This is a genomic window from uncultured Gemmiger sp., assembly GCA_944388105.1.
Classification (GTDB): Bacteria; Bacillota; Clostridia; order Oscillospirales; family Ruminococcaceae; genus Gemmiger.
This window is the reverse complement of record CALXHN010000047.1, coordinates 1-15,969: the sequence shown is the minus strand read 5'-3', so window position 1 is coordinate 15,969 and position 15,969 is coordinate 1. Positions and strand designations below refer to the sequence as shown.

The 15,969-nt window shown below is 64.0% G+C and carries 12 protein-coding genes; 5 read left to right on the top strand and 7 right to left on the bottom strand.

Annotated features, from left to right (window positions below; translation table 11 throughout):
- Window positions 1-97: 97 nt before the first annotated feature.
- From Q0K17_RS06850 to Q0K17_RS06820, 7 genes are all read right to left on the bottom strand, one after another.
- Window positions 98-1,414: a hypothetical protein gene (locus tag Q0K17_RS06850; RefSeq protein ID WP_294541262.1), complete on the bottom strand. Its 1,317-nt coding sequence runs from the start codon at window positions 1,412-1,414 to the stop codon at window positions 98-100.
- 104 nt (window positions 1,415-1,518) lie between these two features.
- Window positions 1,519-2,655, bottom strand: coding sequence for a putative peptidoglycan glycosyltransferase FtsW (locus Q0K17_RS06845; protein ID WP_294541264.1), 1,137 nt, complete (start codon window positions 2,653-2,655; stop codon window positions 1,519-1,521).
- 80 nt (window positions 2,656-2,735) lie between these two features.
- Window positions 2,736-6,089: a SpoIID/LytB domain-containing protein gene (locus Q0K17_RS06840; RefSeq protein ID WP_294541260.1), complete on the bottom strand. Its 3,354-nt coding sequence runs from the start codon at window positions 6,087-6,089 to the stop codon at window positions 2,736-2,738.
- A 51-nt stretch (window positions 6,090-6,140) separates the two neighbouring features.
- Entirely contained in the window at window positions 6,141-7,436 is a 1,296-nt protein-coding gene (locus Q0K17_RS06835; RefSeq protein ID WP_294541258.1) for a competence/damage-inducible protein A, read from the bottom strand.
- A 27-nt stretch (window positions 7,437-7,463) separates the two neighbouring features.
- Window positions 7,464-8,657 carry a tRNA uracil 4-sulfurtransferase ThiI gene (gene thiI / locus Q0K17_RS06830; protein WP_294541256.1) on the bottom strand — a complete coding sequence of 398 codons (1,194 nt, stop codon included), beginning with the start codon at window positions 8,655-8,657 and terminating at the stop codon, window positions 7,464-7,466.
- Between the two features lie 25 nt (window positions 8,658-8,682).
- Window positions 8,683-9,825, bottom strand: coding sequence for a cysteine desulfurase family protein (locus Q0K17_RS06825; RefSeq protein ID WP_294541255.1), 1,143 nt, complete (start codon window positions 9,823-9,825; stop codon window positions 8,683-8,685).
- Window positions 9,826-10,027: 202 nt separating this feature from the next.
- The gene (locus Q0K17_RS06820; RefSeq protein ID WP_294541253.1) at window positions 10,028-11,041 is read right to left on the bottom strand and encodes an aldo/keto reductase; all 1,014 of its coding nucleotides are present in this window, start codon (window positions 11,039-11,041) and stop codon (window positions 10,028-10,030) included.
- A gap of 159 nt (window positions 11,042-11,200) precedes the next feature.
- Between Q0K17_RS06820 and proC the strand changes: the two genes are divergently transcribed.
- The 5 genes from proC to Q0K17_RS06795 form a co-directional block, all read left to right on the top strand.
- On the top strand, window positions 11,201-12,007 hold the full coding sequence (gene proC, locus Q0K17_RS06815) for a pyrroline-5-carboxylate reductase (RefSeq protein WP_294541251.1): 807 nt from the start codon (window positions 11,201-11,203) through the stop codon (window positions 12,005-12,007).
- A gap of 22 nt (window positions 12,008-12,029) precedes the next feature.
- On the top strand, window positions 12,030-12,800 hold the full coding sequence (gene proB / locus Q0K17_RS06810) for a glutamate 5-kinase (protein ID WP_294541249.1): 771 nt from the start codon (window positions 12,030-12,032) through the stop codon (window positions 12,798-12,800).
- Between the two features lie 24 nt (window positions 12,801-12,824).
- Window positions 12,825-14,114 carry a glutamate-5-semialdehyde dehydrogenase gene (locus tag Q0K17_RS06805; RefSeq protein WP_294541247.1) on the top strand — a complete coding sequence of 430 codons (1,290 nt, stop codon included), beginning with the start codon at window positions 12,825-12,827 and terminating at the stop codon, window positions 14,112-14,114.
- A 210-nt stretch (window positions 14,115-14,324) separates the two neighbouring features.
- On the top strand, window positions 14,325-14,885 hold the full coding sequence (locus Q0K17_RS06800; RefSeq protein ID WP_294541245.1) for an RNA polymerase sigma factor: 561 nt from the start codon (window positions 14,325-14,327) through the stop codon (window positions 14,883-14,885).
- The coding region (locus tag Q0K17_RS06795) for a hypothetical protein (protein ID WP_294541243.1) at window positions 14,882-15,969 on the top strand (1,088 nt) is incomplete at its 3' end. The genes Q0K17_RS06800 and Q0K17_RS06795, both read left to right, overlap by 4 nt.

The window sequence follows — 15,969 nt, the reverse complement described above, 5'->3', positions numbered from 1 at the left end:
CCGGCGCCGGCTGTGCATCGTCCGCCGCCGGGGATTGTTCCTGTTCAGGCTCGGTATGTACGGCCTTTTTTTCTTCCTTCATATGGTATGTTCCTCATCATCTGCGCCGCAGGCGGCGGATGCCCGCCCGCAGGCTGCAGGAATAGTACACGAACGCCAGCCCCGCAAACACCGTGGGTGCCAGGGCGCGCCAGGTAAACCAGCCGTGCTGGATGGAATGCGCCCGCAGGGCAGCCAGCCACACCGGCGCCATCAGGGCGGTAAGTCCCAGAGGCAGGGCGCGCAGCAGAGCCTGCCGCCCGCGCAGGCAGAGCAGGAAGGCCGCCACGCACAGCACCGCCAGCAGGACCAGCGGCCAGAAAAGGCCCTTGTCCTGCAGGGTCTGGTACACAAAGGCAAGGATATTGCCCCAGGTCAGTTCGATGCCGTGCCAGGTATCGGCAGCGGTGCGCACCCCCATCTGGTGGATGGCATCCCCGATAACATTTTGCCCGGTGACAAGTCCGGCCAGGACCCATTTCAGCGCCCAGCACACGGCATATCCCACGCCCCAGCAAAGAGACCCGGAGATGACGGCGGCACACTGCCGCGCGCCGGAACACAGCCGCTGGGGCACACACACCAGCCAGACCGCCATGGGCAGTGCCAGCGTCAGGATGGGGGTGACCAGCAGATCACAGAACGCTGTGGCTGTGCCCAGCACCACCAGCCCCCAGGCCAGCCGGAAGGGCGTGCGGGGGCCGAAGCGTTTGTCCAGCACCCAGGCACAGCCCGCATAGGCCAGAAAGAAGGTGGTGAAGAACTGCACCTGCCGGGGTACAAAAAACACGCTGACCGCCAGCTGGCTCAGGGCAAACCAGAGTGCCGGACGCCAGCCGGCCTGTTTCCACAGGCGGGCCAGCACCAGGGCCAGCAGCACGAACAGCACCCCATACTGCACCAGCCGTATCTGGCCGTAGGTCAGAAATGCCAGCAGCGGGCGCAGCCAGATCAGGTATCCATGCCAGTAGCGGGCATAGGAGAAGGGTTCCAGGTCATCGGGCAGGTCAGACCCGGTTTCCCGGGCATCCAGGTACCGGGCCAGATCGTCCTGCATGGAGGTGAAGTTATCCACGTTGTAGGTGGTGCCGCGCATCATGGCGGTCAAAGGATCGGTTTCGTCCATGGCGGCGGCTTCAAACAGCATGATGGTATCGGTATAATTGTCCATCTGGAAGAGCTTGAAACCGAAGTATTCGGGATACAGGCCCTCCTGCTGCAAAAGCGGCACCGACCGGGCGATGTTGCGCCGCACCGGGGCACCGGGCACACAGCAGGCCGCAAAAAGCAGTACAAAAAGCAGCACGAAGGTGGCCGCAAAGGCCGCTGCCGCCCGCCCCAGAAACGCCGGGGCCGAAAGTGATTTTTGCTGCACGGATGGGGGTCTCCTTTCCTGTGGCACACAAAGATACATTATGAATCAGTATACCACACCCACCCCCGCCAAACAAGTGAAAAGGATGTGTACAAAGGAAAGGCTCAGCGGGCATCCGCCTGCCGGGAAACGGAAAGAACGATGCCCATCTCCCCCAGCAGCATGAGCAGGCTGGTGCCGCCGGAGGAGAAAAAGGGAAGGCTGATGCCGGTGTTGGGAATGCTGTTGGTGACCACCGCAATGTTCAGCACCGCCTGCAGGATCACCTGGGTGACAAATCCCACCACCAGCAGGGCCCCGAATTTATCCCGCGCCCGTACCGCGATGCTCATGCCGCGCAGAAACAGCGCCAGAAACAGCACCACCACCAGGGCCGCCCCCACAAACCCCAGTTCCTCGCACAGGATGGAAAAGATGAAGTCGTTCTGCGGTTCAGGGACATAGAGGTATTTCTGCCGGCTGTTGCCCAGCCCCAGCCCCACAATGCCGCCGGAGGCGATGGCATACAGGCTCTGGATGGTCTGGTGGCCGGCTCCCAGCGGGTCGGCAAAGGGGTCCAGCCAGGAGGACAGACGGCTGGTGGCGTAGGGTACCAGGTCGGGCAGCAGCACCACCGCCGCCGCAATGGCCCCCACCCCCAAAGCCCCTGCCATGCCGAACCACTGCAGGCCGGTGCCGCCCACGAACATCAGCACCGCCCCGATGCCCAGGATCAGCACCGTGCCGGACAGATGGGGTTCCAGCAACATGAGCACCGCCACCACCCCCAGGACCAAGGCAAATGGCAGCACCCCGGTGGAAAAGCGCTTCATCCGGTCATGGTTCAGGGAGATGATGTGGGAAAAGACCAGCACCACCGAAAATTTGGCGATCTCGCTGGGCTGCAGGGTGCCCAGGCCGGGAATGACGATCCAGCGCTTGCAGCCGTTGTATTCCGGCATAAACAGGACCACCACCAGCAGCACCAGAGAGATGCCCAGCAGCCACCAGGCCAGTCTGTGCCAGACGTGATAGTCGATGAGGGACGCCGCATACATGGCAATGACCCCCAGCACCGCAAACAGCAGCTGGGGCCGGATATAGGTATAGGCATCGCCCCGGCGGTAGAGTGCCACCGCATACCCCGCCGAAAAAAGCATGAGCAGGCCATAGGCCAAAAGCAGCAGCAGAATGGCGGCGAATGGCAGGTCAAATCCGGGCAGCGCCGCCGTGCGCCGGGCCAGTTTTTTGGCAACGGACATGGACATAAAAAAGCCCCCTTCCCCGCCTATTGTACGCGGAAAAGGGAGCTGTTAGTCAGGTATTCCGGATTTTTTCGGGCTCAGCCGATGGTGGTCAGGGTGGTGCCGGGATAATAATGCTGCAGGATCTGCTGGTAGTTCCAGCCGTTGTTGGCATACCCGATGGCGCCCCACTGGCTCATGCCGCAGCCATGCCCGTACCCGTACACATCAAAGATGAAGCAGTCCAGGCTGGCGTCATATGTAACGGTAAAGCACTGGCTGCGCAGGCTGCGTCCGTCCACGCTGCAGCCGGCGGTGAGCACTTCCCGGAACCAGCGGCCGGAACAGGTGTCGTTGCCGCTGGCGTTGGGGCCGATCTGCATCTGGGTGACCCAGCCGTACTCATTCTTGGACAGGATGGTGAACCAGCTGTTGGGATCCACCCCGGACAGGTCCACCCCCATCTTTTCCTTGATGCGATCCTGGAGGGTCTGGCGGGAGAAGCGGGCACAGCCGGTGTTATACCCGTTGGTGTTCCAGTTGGTCGCGGTGCTCTGGTCATAGGGGCTGTCCACCGCCACCAGCCAGGGGCGGGAGTTGCCCCACACATCGGCGGCGGAAGCCGTACCGGTGGAGGCGGAGGCAAAATACGGGGTAAAGCAGACCTGGCCGTTGTAGGTCACCAGCACGTTGGCCACCTCCTGGGCCGCAGCTGTGGCCGCGCTGCCCGGGGTGGTGCCTGCCACCGAAGGATATCCGCTCTGGCTGAGAATCCAGCTGTGGGTGGCCACGCACTGGGCCTTGTAGGCTTCCGCCGGGGCGTTGGGGCCCAGCTCATTCTGGGCCACCATGGCCAGACAGGTGACCAGATCCATGGTCTGGGCTGTGCCGTTCATGGTGACGTTGATGGTGGCGGAGACGCCGGAAGAACCGGAAGAATCCGTGGAAGAGGACGAGTCAGAGGAAGCAGAGGAATCGGACGAAGAATCCGAGGAGGCAGAGTCACTGCTGCTGTCCCCGGAGGAGGAAGCAGAACCGGAGGTGATGCTCTCGATGGTGACGGTCTGCTCCGGCAGCGTGCCTTCGGCACCCTGGTTGATGTCGGTCTCCGCCGCACCGGACTGTCCCGCTATGTCGGTCAGACCGGCCAGCAGATCATCCGCCGATGCGATCAGGTTCTGGGTCTGCTGGGTCAGGTTGGCCAGGGATTCATCCACCGCGGTGGCCTGGGAAGAGTCGGTCCCGCTGGTCTGGGTGCCGCTGCCGCCGGTTCCGGCCCGCAGGCCGGTCAGGGTGGTATAGCGGTCCATCTGGCTGCTCATCAGGGCGCTGCGGTCCGGGGCGGACTTGCCCTCATTTTCATACTGCACCCCGGTGAGCAGGGCGTTCTCGTTTTCCGAGATGGTCTCGGTCAGGGACGGGTCTTCATCCTCATGGACCAGGCGGCCGGTCACGCACAGACGCACGCCGTCGGTGCTGCTGCCGCCCACCAGGGTCAGATAGCTTTCCCCGTCCGCAGAAGCCGACGTGCTGTTGTACAGGCTCCGGGTGCCGATGTTGAGAGAGAAATTCAGGTAGTCATAGTAGTTGGAAAGGTCGGTGTAGGCGGCAGGGTCAAAGCCTCCCTGCTCATTGGGGTCCTGATAGTAAACCGCCACCACCTTGCAGCGGTAGGCCGTCCCCGGCAGGTACAGGGTGAAGCCGCTGTTTTCCTGGATGGCGTCGATCTCTTCCAGTGCGGCCAGACTGCCGCCCCATTCAATGACCGTGTTGGAGGGCGTGGTGCTGCCCAGCCAGTCCTCGGTCAGGAAAATGGAAGCTTCGCTTTCCGCCTGACTGCGGGCATCCTGCCGGTCCCGGGCGTACACGAACTGCCCATTGATACCGGGCAGTGCCAGATATCCGGTGACGCCGTCCAGCTGGCGCATGCCGTTGGCCAGGTATTTTTCGGCGGTATTGTCAAAGGTGGCGGTGCCGTACCCCTTGGGGGCCGGGCGGGCTCCCAGGTCATTGCGGAAGAAGTACCACACACCGCCTGCTCCCAGCGCCAGTACCAGCACCACGCACAGGAAAGCCAGCACCGCGCCGCGGCGACGACGGCGCTGGGTCTTTTCGATCATGGCCAGACTGCGGTTCTTGATGGCCGCAGCGTCCGGCCGGTGCCGCTGTTTGGGGGCGGCAGGCTGGGATTCCGGCACCTCCACCTTGTCAAACAGCATGCTGGCCGCCTGCTGCAGTTCCTCGGTGGAATGGGGCGGCTCCTGCTCATCCGCTGCCATGGCATCCGCGATGGCCTTGGGGTCCAGACCGGCAGAAAAGTCCGGGATATCCTGGTCCAGGATTGAGGGGGCCGGCTGCTCCGCGGAGACCGGTTCTTCCGGCGCTGCGGCGGATGCGGACGGAGCGGGGCGGGAAGCTGCCTTCTGGCTGCGCAGGTGGCGGGAAGCCGCCGCGGCTTCCGGGCCGGCGGTGGTGAAATCCAGAGGGTCCTGTTCCGCCGGTTTGTCAAATCCCAGTGTGCGGAGCACTTCATCCGGCACCGGGGTGTCCTGTGCGGTCTGGGCGGCGGTCGGCGCGGCGCCGGCGGTCTCCGGCTTTTCAAAGGTGATGGTGCCGGTGGGGGCGGTCCCGGAGGACGCCGTTCCGGAAGCCGGTTTGGCGCGGCGCGGCGTGAACCGGCCGGTGATGGGCGCGGTGCGGGGCTGCCCTTCCGGAGAGACAATGAGCAGCGGGCGCTCATGGCCCGGACGGAAGGTAATGGCGGAAGGCAAAGGCTTCAGGCCCAGCGCACGGCGGCGCACCATATCCAGCAGGCTGTTGGCGATGGCGGCATCGCTGTGGTCCGGGCTGACGGCGGTGGCCACGGCTCCCCGCTTGTCGCACAGAAGCGCAAAGGGAGCCTGCCCCACGGTGGCCGGCATGTACACCACGGCATAATCGGCGCCGCCGAGTGCCAGGGCCAGCTGGGCGCGGCCGGCGGCTGCCTGGACCACGTCACCGGGGAATTTTTCCAGCAGAGACGCGGGGGTGACCAGCTTGCGGGCGATCTCCCGGTCAGCCCAGGTCTGGGTACCGAAATCATAGGCGGCCTCGCTGTGTTCCAGCGGCTGCAGGCGGGCACCGATCAGGCGGCCGGTGGTCTCATCCGCTGCCACCAGAAGGCGGCGCTTTTTCAGCAGCACATCCAGTGTGGCCTGGGCCAGCCCGGTCTCGCCGTCGGCATAGACTGTATCGCCGAGGCGGGCGCGCAGTTTCTGGACCCACTTTTCACAGTATTCGTCGGCCATGGCCTGGGTGGGCGCACTGACCTTGACGCAGACCGCAAATTCACCGTCGCGTTCCAGCAGGCGCAGACCGGAACAGCCTTCCGCCTCCACGGCGCGCAGGGCGGCGCGGACCTCGGCCGCCGGCAGGCCGAACACCCGCAGGATGCGCATTTGGGTCGATAGCATAGGGGGTTCCTCCTGTAGTGATCTGTAAGGTTGACGGGGTGCTTGCCCCGGTCAGAGTTCGGGTACGGGATCGCCGGGTTCCAGGGTCACCCCGCCGTCCGGCGGCAGGCCCAGGGCCATACGGCGCAGCAGGTCCAGGGCGTACAGGGCAGCCCGGGTGCGGATGATGGACCGTTCCTGGTAGCCGCCCAGTTCCAGCCGCATGAGGTAGGAACGGTTGCTGCGGGCGTCCGCACCGCCCAGGTACACCGTGCCCACCGGCTTGCCGGGAAGGGCGCCCCCGGGACCGGCCAGGCCGGTGATGCCCACGGCCAGATCGGCGCCGGAGGCTTGGAGCGCCCCCCGGGCCATGGCCACGGCCACCGGGCCGGAAACCACGTTGTACCGCCGGATCATGGCCGGGTCCACCCCCAGCAGCCGGCTCTTGGCCTGTTCGGCGTAGGTGACGAAGCCGAAGCCGAAGACCTCGCTGGCGCCGGGGACGTTGGTGATCTTTTCAGCCACCAGACCGCCGGTACAGCTTTCGGCGGTGGCGGCGTGCAGACCGCGCTCCCGCAGAATGCGCACCACCGTGTATTCCAGTCCGGGCACGTCGGTGTCGTAGGCGTTGTCCCCCAGCACCGCCCGGAATTCCTCGATCCGGGCGCGGCAGGCCTTTTCGGCCTCTTCGGCAGTGGCGGCCCGGGCGGTGACCCGGATCTCGCTCTCCCCTGTCTTGCAGTAGATGGCGGCGGTGGGGTTTTCGCTGTCGAACAGGGCAGCCGCCTTGCTGGCAATGCGGCTTTCGCCTCCCAATACCCGCAGGGTGACCGAGTGGATGGTGCAGTTCTGTCTGGCCTGCAGGGCCGGACGGACCTGCTCGGTCCACATGGCCTTCATCTCCCGGGGGACCCCGGGCATGAGCACGGCGGCGTGGCCCTGGGCGTCCTCAAACCAGGCACCGGGGGCGGTGCCGTGGTCGTTGGGGATCTTGTGGCCGTTGGTGGGCACCATGGCCTGCTTGCGGTTGTTTTCACTGGGGGTGCGGCCGGTGCGGGCGAAAAATGCCAGGATCTTGTTCCATTCTTCCTCGTCAAAGTGCAGTGTATCCCCGAAGGCTTCGGCCACCGTTTCCTTGGTCAGGTCGTCGGCGGTAGGGCCCAGCCCGCCGGAAAATACCAGCAGGTCGCTGCGCTGTCGGGCCTGGTTGACCAGTTCCCGCAGGCGGGCGGTGTTGTCCCCGATGACATGCTCATGCATCACCGAGATGCCCAGTTCCGCCAGTTCACGGCTCAGGAACTGGGCGTTGGTGTTGACGATATCGCCCAGAAGAAGTTCGGTTCCCACACAGATGATCTCTGCGGTCATGACAGATGCCTCCGTACCATATCAGTTTCAGAATTCGGGCTGGTCCCCGATGCGCACATAGATTTTTTCCACCGTGTCCGCCGCCACCTGTTCCAGTTCGGCCAGACCGGGCATCTGGGCCTCGGCGGCCTCGATCTCGGCCAGAGTGGGCTTGGTTTTGGGATGGGGCGGGGTGAAGATGGTGCAGCAGTCCTCATAGGGCTCGATGGACGTTTCAAAGGTGCCGATCTTGCGGGAAATGGCCACGATATCAGTCTTGTCCATGCCGATGAGGGGACGCAGCACCGGCAGGTCCTGGGCGGCGTCGGTGCAGGCCAGGGCCGCCATGGTCTGGCTGGCCACCTGGGCCAGACTTTCGCCGGTGATCAGGGCTTCCATCCCCGTTTTGGAGGCCACCTTTTCTGCAATGCGCAGCATGCTGCGGCGCATGAGCACGGTGAACAGCGGGGCGGGCGCATGGTCCCGGATGTACTCCTGGGGCTTGGTGTAGGGCACCACAAAGAGCACGCAGTCGCCGATATACTCGGACAGTTCACAGGCCAGGGCCTGGACCTTCAGCTTGGCGCGCAGGCTGGTGTAGGGCGGGCTGGCGAAGTGGATGTGGTGCAGAGCCAGACCGCGGCGGGCCATGCAGTAGGCGGCCACCGGGCTGTCGATGCCGCCGGACAGCAGGTTCAGCGCCCGACCGCTGGTTCCCACCGGCAGACCACCGGCGGCTTCCTCCTTGGGACCGTGGATGTAGGCACCGTTATCCCGGATCTCCACCATGATCTCCAGCTGGGGGTTGTGCACATCCACCCGCAGGTAGTTGTGGTGGGACAGGATGTAAGCCCCCAGTTCCCGGCAGATCTCCGGGCTCTTCATGGGGTATTTCTTGTCGGCGCGCTTGGCCTCCACCTTGAAGGTGCGCAGCCCCCGCAGCCGGGGTCCCAGGTAGGCTTCGGCGGTGCGGCAGATGTCCTCAAAGTCCTTGGTGCAGCAGACGGCACGACTGATCTTGACGATGCCGAACACCTTGGAGATGCGGCGGAAGGCCTCGTCCACATCCAGGTCATCCTCCTGGGGTTCGATGAAGACAGTGCTCTGGGCGGAATGGACCTTGAAGGGGCCCAGATCCTCCAGGCGGTGGCGGATGCTCTTGGCAAGGCCGGCTTCGAACTTGCCGCGGTTCAGGCCTTTCAGGGTCATTTCGCCCTGGTAGGCAAGGATGATCTCTTTCATGCGATTCCTCTCATACGGTTGTGATTCAGATATGCTGCAGTTCCTGCAGGCCGCTTTTCAGCCCTTCCAGCAGGGCGTCCACGTCCTCGGGGGTGTTGTCGGCACAGAAGCTGACCCGCAGCGCGGTATCAATGGTGTTGTGGTCACAGCCCATGGCGGTCAGGGTATGGCTGGGCTCGCCCTTTTCACAGGCGCTGCCGCTGGACACATACACATGACGGTCGGACAGGTAGTTGAGCATGGTCTGGCTCTTGACGCAGTGCTGGCTGAAGTTGAGCACCTCCGGCACCGCGTTGTCCGGGGAGTTGATGGTCACCTCCGGGATTTCGGCCAGTCCGGCACGCAGGCGCTCATTCAGCGCCTGGATGGCGGCGGTGCGGGCGGCCATGGTCCGGGCGCCCTGTTCGGCCGCCACCCCCAGGCCCACGGCGTAGGGCAGGTTTTCGGTGCCGGGGCGCACCCCGTTCTCCTGTCCCCCGCCCAGGATGGGGGCGGTCCAGTGGTAGCCGCTGCGCAGATACAAGGCCCCGATGCCCTTGGGGGCGTGGACCTTGTGGCCGGACACCGCCAGACTGTCCACGTTTTTCAGGGGCACCCGCACCCGCAGCCAGGCCTGCACCGCGTCCACATGGACGGCGCAGCGGGAGTTGCACTCCTTGACCCCGGCAGCAAACCGGGCGATGTCCTGGCGGGCGCCGGTCTCATTGTTGACGGCCATGCAGCAGGCCAGCACGGTGTTTTTGTCCACGGCGTCGATCATGGCATCCATGTCCAGGGTGCCATCGGCCCGGGGCATGATCTCCACCACCGTGAAGCCCTGCTCTTTCAGCGCCCGGATGGGCAGCTGCACGCTGGGATGCTCAAATCCCGAGACCACGATCTTGCTGCCCCAGGACCGGCGGGACGCCACGGCGCCCAGAATGGCCAGGTTGTTGCTCTCGGTGCCGGTGGCGGTAAAATACAGTTCCTTGGGCTGGCATCCCAGCGTTTTGGCCACCTTGGCCCGGGCTGCGTTCAGCGCCCCATGGGCCAGCACCGCCGGGTCGTACAGGCTGGAAGGGTTGGCCCAGTGGTGCAGCATGGCCGTATGGATGGCATCGGCCACGGCAGGGTCCACCATGGTGGTGGCGGCATTGTCAAGATAGTGCAGGTCAGCGTCAAAACGCATGGATGTTCAGAACCTCTTTTCCGGAATTTGCGGTCTGCACAAAGCGCAGAGGCGCTTAAAAATGCGCAAACCGATACAGAATAGATTATAGCATGGTCCCGGTGCGAAACACAAGCTTGCCTGCCAAAAAATCACGGTTTCCACGAAAAAACCGCCGGGAAAGGCAGAATCCTGTCTTTCCCGGCGGGAAGAACGCGCAAAATTATTCTCCGAAATGCTCCACGACCTTCTTGAGCATCTGGCGGATGGGCAGCTGGTAGGGGCAGCGGGTCTCGCAGGCGCCGCACTCCACACAGGCACTGGCCTTCACCGGCAGGGTGGCGTACCGCTGGCGGGCCCAGTCTTCCAGGCCATAGCGGGCGATGTACCCGTCAAACAGGAAGGCGCTGGGGATCTGGATGCCCACGGTGCAGGGGGCGCAGTAGTTGCACCGGCGGCAGAACTGGGTGCCCAGGGCATCCCGGACCTTCTGGCAGGCAGCCTGCTCCTCCTCGGTGAGGGGTGCGGTGTTGGCAGCGCCTTCCAGGTTGGAAGTGAGCTCTGCCGGGTCGGCCATGCCCGGGATGGCCACGGTCACGTCGGGGTTGGACAGCACATACCGCATGGCCAGACGGCCATCCTCGATGGCACCGCCGGCCAGAGGCTTCATGGCGATAAAGCCCTTGCCCTTGGCGGCACACCGGGCGATAAGGTCGGCGCCCTGCTGTTCCACAATATTATAAGGGAACATGATGGTCTCGATCTCGTCCACCTCCAGGGCGCGCTCAAACACGGCGGCCAGGTGGGCGGTCAGGCCGATATGCCCCACCTTGCCCTCCTTCCTGGCTTCCAGCAGCGCCTCCAGAGAACCGCCGGGGGCCAGAATGGTTTCCAGGTCCTTCAGGCTGGGGTTGTGGAACTGGTACAGCTCAATATGGTCGGTACGCAGGTTCTTCAGGCTTTCGGCCAGTTCGGCACGCATATCTGCAGCGGTAAGCGCCCGACACTTGGTGGCCAGAACGAAGGAATCCCGCAGGCCCAGCTCCTCCAGGGACTGGCCGATCCAGCTTTCGCTGACGGTGTAGGCACGGGCGGTGTCGATGTAATTGATGCCCGCTTCATGCACGGCCTTGAGCAGGGCGCGTGTGCCCTGCTGGTCGATGCGCTGGATGGGAATGCCGCCGAAGCCCAGGCGGGAGATGGTCAGGCCGGTTTGGCCAAGAGGTACATACTGCATAGGTCACTGCCTCCGAATCATCAGGAAAAATAGGGTACTTTCTTTGTTATTATACCAGTTTTGCCGATTGTTGTCAGCCTTTTTTGTTGACATCGGCTTTTGGGTGCGCTAGGATAAATCAAAAGACTTTTGTGGCAAAACGCCAGGGGGGTATCTGGGATGACCTATGGATTTATCGGATGCGGCAACATGGGCGGTGCCGTGGCGCGGGCCGTGTGCCGTGCCGCCGACCCGCAGAACGTGGTGCTGGCCAACCGCACACCAGCCAAGGCGGAAGCGCTGGCCCGGGAACTGGGCTGCCGCACGGCGGACAACGCCGGCGCCGCCGGGTGCGATTTTGTGTTTCTGGCCGTCAAGCCCCAGATGATGCCCGGTGTGCTGGGCGACCTGGTGCCGGTGCTGGACGCCCGCCGCCAGAAGGGTGACCGGTTCATTCTGGTGACCATGGCGGCCGGTCTGCCCATGCAGCGCATTCTGGAACTGGCCGGCGGGCAGGGGCCCATCATCCGGATGATGCCCAACACCCCGGTTTCTCTGGGCGCAGGCATGATCCAGTATTGCAGCGAACACGTGACCGAGGCGGAGCTGGCCGACTGGCTGAAGGTCATGGCCCCCGCAGGGCGGCTGGACGAAGTGCCGGAGTCCCTCATCGACGCCGCCAGCTGTGTGTCCGGCTGCGGTCCGGCCTGGGTGTACCAGTTCATTGAGGCGCTGGCCGACGGCGGCGTGGCCGCCGGACTGCCCCGGGTCAAAGCCCAGGAATATGCCGCCCAGATGGTACTGGGCAGCGCCCGCATGGTGCTGGAAAGCGGGATGCATCCCGGCGCCCTGAAGGATGCCGTGTGCAGCCCGGGCGGATCCACCATCCAGGGAGTTCGCCTGCTGGAAGAGCGGGCTTTCCGGGGGGCCGTGACCGATGCGGTGCTGGCCGCCTACGACAAGACAAAAGAAATGGCCAAGGGCTGACGGCCCGTGAAAGAGGACTGACATGCGTATCGTAATCAAGATCGGCACCAGCACCCTGGCGTATGCAGGCGGACGGCTGAACATCCGCCACACCGAGGAGCTGGTCAAGACCTTCAGCGACCTGAAAAATGCCGGACATGAGATCATCCTGGTGTCCTCCGGCGCCATCGGCATGGGAGCCGGCAAGCTGCAGATCGACCGCCCCACCGACATGGCCACCAAACAGGCAGCCGCCTCGGTGGGCCAGTGTGAGCTGATGTACACCTATGACCGGCTGTTCACCGAATACAACCATACGGTGGCCCAGATCCTGGTCACCCGGGAGGACTTCAACAGCCCCACCCGGCTGATGAACCTGGAAAACACCCTCTACCGCCTGCTGCAGCTGGGCGCCATCCCCATCATCAACGAAAACGACAGTGTGGCCACCGAGGAGATCTCGGTGGGCGACAACGACACCATGGGCGCCCTGGTGGCCAAGTACATGCGGGCGGACCTGCTGGTGCTGCTCAGCGACATTGACGGGCTGTACACCGCCGATCCCCACACCCACCCGGAGGCGGAGCTCATCAGCAACGTGCCGGAGATCACCCCCCAGGTGGAGGCCCTGGCCGGCGGGGCCGGCAGCAAGCTGGGCACCGGCGGCATGGCCACCAAGATCATGGCGGCCAAGCTGGCCACCTCCGCGGGGGTGGATATGGTGATTGCCAACGGCGCCAACGCCCTGGTTCTGTATGATATCGTAGCCGGCCGGCCGGTGGGGACCCGTTTTGCGGGGCGTGCCCGCCGCTGACCGTCCGAAAAGGAGGAATGACCCATGACCACCCATGAAATTCTGCTCAACGCCCAATCCGCCCGCCTGCCTCTTGCCATGGCGGACAGCGACACCAAAGATGCCGCCCTGGAAGCCATGGCGGTAGCCCTGGTGGCTGCCCAGGAGGAAATCCTGGAAGCCAACCGCCGGGATCTGGACGCCGCCCGGGGGCGGGTGAGCGACGTGATGCTGGACCGTCTGGCCCTGACCCCCACCCGTCTGGCCGATATGGCCAAAGGCATGCGGGAAGTGGCTGCGCTGCCCGACCCGGTGGGTGCGGTACTGCGCAAGATCGTGCGGCCCAACGGCATCCTCATCGAGAAGACCGCGGTGCCCATGGGCGTCATTGCCATCATTTATGAGAGCCGCCCCAACGTCACCTCCGACGCTGCCGCTCTGGCCATCAAGGCGGGCAGCGCCTGCGTGCTGCGCTGCGGCCGGGACGCCTGGGCCTCCTGCCATGCCATTGTGGAGGCGCTGCGGCAGGGGCTGGGCAAAGTCGGTCTGCCCGAGACGGCGGTGAGCCTTATTGAGGACACCACCCACGCTTCGGCCAACGAGCTGATGACCGCTGACGGGCTGGTGGACCTGCTGATCCCCCGGGGCGGCGCCGGACTTATCCGGGCCTGTGTGGAGAATGCCACCGTCCCCTGCATCCAGACCGGCACCGGCATCTGCCACATCTATGTGGACAAGGCCGCCGACCAGGAGATGGCCCTGAACATCATCGAAAACGCCAAGACCAGCCGCCCCAGCGTGTGCAATGCGGCGGAGGTTTGCCTGGTGCACCAGGACATTGCCGCCGAGTTCCTGCCCAAGCTGAAACAGCGGCTGTGCGATGCCCGTGCCGCCGCCGGACTGACCCCGGTGGAGCTGCATCTGGATCCCCGGGCCACTGCCATAATCGAGGGCGTTCCCGCCGGACCGAAGGACTTTGACACCGAATATCTGGACTACAAGATGGCCGTGGGCGTCGTGGACAGCCTGCAGGCGGCCATCGACCACATCGGTGCACACTCCACCCACCACAGCGACGCCATCGTCACCGCCGATGAGGAGGCCGCGGCCCGCTTCACCACCTGTGTGGACAGCGCCGCCGTGTATGTGAATGCCTCCACCCGCTTCACCGACGGCGGAGAGTTCGGCCTGGGCTGCGAGATGGGCATTTCCACCCAGAAGCTGCACGCCCGGGGCCCCATGGGGCTGGCGGAACTGTGCACCTACAAATACATCGTGCACGGAAACGGCCAGGTGCGGGGCGGGTCCTCCGCCAAGCTGGTACAGGGGTGCTGAGTCTCTCCCCTTCTTTCCGCAGCCAAATGTTCTGAACGGGCATCCGGTATTTTGCCGGATGCCCCTTTTGTTTGTCAGTATTTCCGCAGAGTATGCTATACTTTTCTTACATGCCTGTAACCATTCCGTCCTCAACGGCGCTTATAGGGGTGAAGCCCCCTGCATCCCGAAACGTAAACCCGAAAAATGAAAAGAAAGGAGAGGTTCTCCTTGGATGACACCGTCATTGTGGACCTGTATCTGTCCCGGGATGAAACCGCCATCCGTCAGACCAGCGACAAGTTCGGCCCCCGCCTGCGTGCCCTGGCCTTCGACATCGTGCGGGACTGCCAGACCGCCGAGGAGTGTGAGAACGACACCTACTGGGAAGCCTGGAACGCCATACCGCCCCACCAACCCCGAACCTACCTGTACAACTTTCTGGCCCGCATCACCCGGCATCTCTCCCTGGATGTCTGCCGTCGGCGGGACCGGCTCAAACGCAAGGCCTACCTCTGCGAACTCAGCGCCGAGATGGAACAGTGTCTGCCTGCCCCCGATGATGTGGAATGCCGCCTGGATGACATCACCCTGGGCCGAATCATCAACGCATTCCTGGCCGACCTCGCCCCGGAAAAGAGGAACATCTTTGTGCGCCGGTACTGGTACCTGGACCCGGTGGCCGCCATTGCCCGACGGTATTCCCTGTCCGAAAGCAAGGTCAAAACCACCCTGTTCCGCTGTCGCAAACAGCTGCGGGAACGTCTGGAAAAGGAGGGATTTGAACCGTGAGAGGCTTTGAACTGCTGGATAAGATGGGCCTGATCGCCCCCGCCTATGTGGAAGCGGCACAGGAACAACCCGGACGCCGGTCTCCCCACTGGCTGAAATGGGGCGCCGCAGCAGCCTGTCTGGCACTGCTGGGTTCTCTGGGTGCCGGACTCTGGCTGCAAAACACCGCGGAAACTTTCCCGGCCGCCACACCCGGACCCACCCGGAACCCGGATCTGCCCCTGCTGACCCTGCCGGAAAGCCTGAGCGGGGGCATGGGGTTTGAGGGGCTGATGGCCTATGACATCTCCGAACTGGTAAACGGCAACCCCTGGACCGAGGAGATGAACCTGACCACCCTGCCGGTATTCCGCAACCCCATCACCTACGAAACGCCCTTCCACATGCCTGTCGGCATCGACCAGAATGCCATGCGAACCATGCTGCTGGACGTGGCCGGACGGTTCGGGGTGAAGGAATCCGACCTGACCATCACCGACAATGCCTACGACGAACAGCACAAAGCCGCCATTCTGGAACAGATGGAACAGGCCGGGATCACCGACGTGCCGGAGGAATACTTTGCCCCCACCCGGCTCATGGCCGAAGGGGGCGGGGTGTCCATCGACGTGGACCTGAACCTGGTTGCCGCCATCTGGTTTGAACCCGCCCTGCCCCTGCCGGAGGAATATTCCCTCTCCCGTCAGGCATCCTGCGAGGAGCTGACCCGGACCGCCCAATACCTGATAAGCGCCTATGCGGATGTTCTGGGCATGGAACAGCCGGAAATCGACATCGACGGAGGCGACCGCCATTTTGATGGGCAGTTCAGCGGCTATACCCTCTCCTTCTTTGAGGGGTCGGGCAGTGATACCGACCGCATCCTGCAGTACAACTTCCGTAAGGTGAGCTTCTACGGCAACGACAGCGGGGAGCCGGATCTGATCCGGTTCCGCCAGCCGGACCTGAGCGGGAAGCTGGGTGATTACCCCATCATCACCGCCGACCGGGCCCGGGAGCTGCTGACCGAAGGACACTACCTGACCACCGTTCCCTGCGAAATGCCGGGAGAGAAGTTTATCCGCAAGGTGGAGCTGATTTACCG

Coding starts and splice junctions, on each gene's coding strand:
- Q0K17_RS06845 (WP_294541264.1), bottom strand. CDS start 2,655: ATGTCCGTTGCCAAAAAACTGGCCCGGCGCACGGCGGCGCTGCCCGGA.
- Q0K17_RS06840 (WP_294541260.1), bottom strand. CDS start 6,089: ATGCTATCGACCCAAATGCGCATCCTGCGGGTGTTCGGCCTGCCGGCG.
- Q0K17_RS06835 (WP_294541258.1), bottom strand. CDS start 7,436: ATGACCGCAGAGATCATCTGTGTGGGAACCGAACTTCTTCTGGGCGAT.
- thiI (WP_294541256.1), bottom strand. CDS start 8,657: ATGAAAGAGATCATCCTTGCCTACCAGGGCGAAATGACCCTGAAAGGC.
- Q0K17_RS06825 (WP_294541255.1), bottom strand. CDS start 9,825: ATGCGTTTTGACGCTGACCTGCACTATCTTGACAATGCCGCCACCACC.
- Q0K17_RS06820 (WP_294541253.1), bottom strand. CDS start 11,041: ATGCAGTATGTACCTCTTGGCCAAACCGGCCTGACCATCTCCCGCCTG.
- proC (WP_294541251.1), top strand. CDS start 11,201: ATGACCTATGGATTTATCGGATGCGGCAACATGGGCGGTGCCGTGGCG.
- proB (WP_294541249.1), top strand. CDS start 12,030: ATGCGTATCGTAATCAAGATCGGCACCAGCACCCTGGCGTATGCAGGC.
- Q0K17_RS06805 (WP_294541247.1), top strand. CDS start 12,825: ATGACCACCCATGAAATTCTGCTCAACGCCCAATCCGCCCGCCTGCCT.